Below are 3034 nucleotides of genomic sequence, written 5' to 3'. Positions count from 1 at the left end.
TAGTTGATGTAGAGCACTTCCTTGCCCGGGTTGCGGGCGTTGTGCTTCTCGAGCGCGTCGATGATGGCCAGCGCCGGGCCGGAGCCGTTGCCCTGCACCACGTAGCGTGCGCCCTGGTCCATGGCCGAGCGCAACGCGCTGGTGGTCTCCTGCGGGCTCAGCTTGTTGTCGATGGCGATGACCTCGAACTTCACGCCGGCCGCGTTCTTCTTGTTGAACTCCTCGGCCAGGAACTGGAAGGTCTTGAGCTGGTTGGTGCCAACGGCGGCCATCAGGCCCGACAGCGGGTCGAGCCAGGCGATCTTCACGGTTTCGCCCTTCTGGGCCAGCGCGCCGGCGGCGCTCGCTGCGAGGACGGAGGCGGTAGCGATTTTCAGAGCGAACTTCACGATCTATTTCTCCTGGTCAAACCGATTCAAATGGCCGCACGAGAGTACAAGCGTTTGTGGCCCCTACCCTCAGGGAATGCCCGTAAGGAGGCGGCCGCAAGGCCCGTTTCTATCGCGCAGGCGACACTGCATTTCTCAAGCTTGCTACCGCGCGGTAGGCAGCTGCTACCAGCGGGTAGGAAACGCCATCACGTGGATGCTCAGGGGCGCTTCATCTGGCAGGTGGTGGGCGTGCTCGCCACATACGACTCGTAGTACTTCACGGGGACATTCGTGTAGCCGGTGTTCTCGGCGTCGTAGGGGTACTTGGCGCTCGCCTTTTCCCAGCGCGAGATGTACAGGCCCTGCTGCAGCTGGTGGTCGGCCTTGCGCATCTCGACCTCGCCGTTGAAGCTCTTGATCTTCATGCCTTCGAGTGCCGCGGCCACCTTGACCGGGTCAGTCGATTTGGTCTGGACGAAAGCGGCATCGAGCAATGCGAACGTGTGATAGATCGAGGACTGCGTCAGGTCGTCGTTCATCTTCTTCTTGTAGCCGGCAAGAAGCCGCTGGATCTCGCCGCCCATGTTGTAGTGGGCATAGGCCACGGTGTAGACCTTGCCTGCCGAGGTGGCGCCCATGGCCGTGGGCGTGCCGGCGCCCGGCGCGTAGTACGTCAGGAACTTGACGTCCAGCCCCGAGTCGTTCGCCGCCTTGATGAGCAGCGACAGGTCGGAGCCCCAGTTGCCCGTGATGACCGTGTCGGCGCCCGAGGCCTTGATCTTGGCAATGTAGGGCGAGAAGTCGCGCACCTGCGCGAGCGGGTGCAGGTCGTCGCCCACGATCTGGATGTCGGGGCGCTTGGCCTTCAGGTCTTCCTTGGCGAACTTCGACACCTGCTGGCCGTGCGAATAGTTCTGGCCAAGGATGTAGACCTTCTTGATGTCGGGCTGGTCCTTCATCCAGGTGGTCAACGCTTCCATCTTCATGGAGGTGTCGGCGTCGAGCCGGAAGTGCCAGTAGCTGCACTTGCTGTTGGTGAGGTCGGGGTCCACCGCCGCGTAGTTCAGGTAGAGCAGTTCCTTGCCGGGATTGCGCGCGTTGTTCTTTTCGACGGCGTCGATGATCGCAAGCGCCGGGCCCGAGCCGTTGCCCTGGGTGATGTAGCGCGCACCCTGGTCCTGCGCGGAGCGCAGCGCCGCGGTCGTCTCTTGCGGGCTGAGCTTGTTGTCGATCGCGATGATCTCGAACTTCACGCCCGAGGCATTCTTCTTGTTGAACTCCTCGGCCAGGAACTGCGTGGTCTTGAGCTGGTTGGTTCCCACCGCCGCCATCAGGCCCGACAGTGGATCGAGCCAGGCGATCTTGACGGTCTCGCCCTTCTGGGCGAGTGCGGCCGTCATGCCGACCAACATGGCACAGGCGGCTGCTGACTTGATGGCAAATTGCATGAAGAGTCTCCGGAGTGAAAGGCGGGATGCCAGCGTACAAGCGCCCTTTTCTTCGCCGCACAGGGATTGCCCGGAAGGAAGGCCGCCGAAGCGGCCTTGCTATCGCATGCGCGACAGTGCGGCCAGGCCTTGGCGCGGGGTCAGCAGGTGGGCAGCTTGTAGTCCTTGAGCAGTTCGCGAAGCTTGGTCTTGAGGATCTTGCCGGTGGCGCCGATCGGAATCGCCTCGACGAACACCACGTCGTCGGGGATCTGCCACTTGGCCGTCTTGCCCTCGTAGAACTTCAGCAGCTCCTCGCGCGCGACTTCGGCGTTGGGCTTCTTCACCACCGCGATGATCGGCCGCTCGTCCCACTTGGGGTGGTACACGCCGATGCAGGCGGCCATGGCGACGGCCGGATGCGCGACGGCGATGTTCTCGATCTCGATGGAGCTGATCCACTCGCCGCCGGACTTGATCACGTCCTTGCTGCGGTCGGTGATCTGCAGGTAGCCCTCGGCGTCGATGGTGGCGACGTCGCCCGTGGGGAACCAGCCGCGGCCCTGCGCGTCGCGGATGAGCGGATCGCCGCCCTCGCCCTTGAAGTATTCCTTCACGATCCAGGGGCCCTTGACCAACAGGTCGCCGTAGGCCTTGCCGTCCCAGGGCAGCTCCTTGCCGTTGCCGTCGACGATCTTCATGTCGACGCCGAAGATGGCGCGGCCCTGCTTCATGCGGATCTGCAGCTGCGCATCGGGCGGCAGCGACAGGTGCTTGTTCTTGAGCGTGCACAGCGTGCCCAGCGGGCTCATCTCGGTCATGCCCCAGGCATGCAGCACCTCGACGCTGTAGTTCTCCTGGAACGCCGTGATCATGGCCGGCGGGCAGGCCGAGCCGCCGATCACCGTGCGGTTGAGCTTGCTGAACTTCAGGCCGTTGGCCTGCATGTGGCCGAGCATCATCTGCCACACCGTGGGCACGCCGGCCGCGAAGGTGACGCCCTCGGATTCGATCAGCTCGTACACCGACTTGCCGTCGAGCGCCGGCCCCGGAAACACGAGCTTGCAGCCCACCAGCGCGGCCGAGTACGGAATGCCCCAGGCGTTGACGTGGAACATCGGCACCACCGGCAGCACCGAGTCGCGCGCCGACAGGCGCATGACGTCGGGCAGGGCCGCGGCATAGGCATGCAGCATGGTCGAGCGGTGGCTGTAGAGCGCGGCCTTGGGGTTGCCG

At 64.1% G+C, this 3034-nt stretch carries 3 protein-coding genes; all 3 read right to left on the bottom strand.

The genetic code is table 11. The annotated features are described in order from the left end of the window. Positions 1–389: ABC transporter substrate-binding protein (locus AC1DOC_RS26785; RefSeq protein ID WP_478130839.1), on the bottom strand; the 389-nt coding region annotated here is incomplete at its 3' end. Positions 390–589: 200 nt separating this feature from the next. After that, positions 590–1819 (bottom strand): branched-chain amino acid ABC transporter substrate-binding protein, encoded by a 1230-nt coding sequence (locus tag AC1DOC_RS26780; RefSeq protein WP_012748033.1) that lies wholly within the window; start codon positions 1817–1819, stop codon positions 590–592. Positions 1820–1959: 140 nt separating this feature from the next. Beyond that, a partial coding sequence (locus tag AC1DOC_RS26775; RefSeq protein WP_478130838.1) for an AMP-binding protein occupies positions 1960–3034 on the bottom strand: 1075 nt, incomplete at its 5' end.

The sequence above is a fragment of the Variovorax sp. 01T439_2 genome (genome assembly GCF_056398445.1).
The sequence above is the reverse complement of the archived record's forward strand: the minus strand, read 5'-3'. Positions and strand labels throughout refer to the sequence as shown.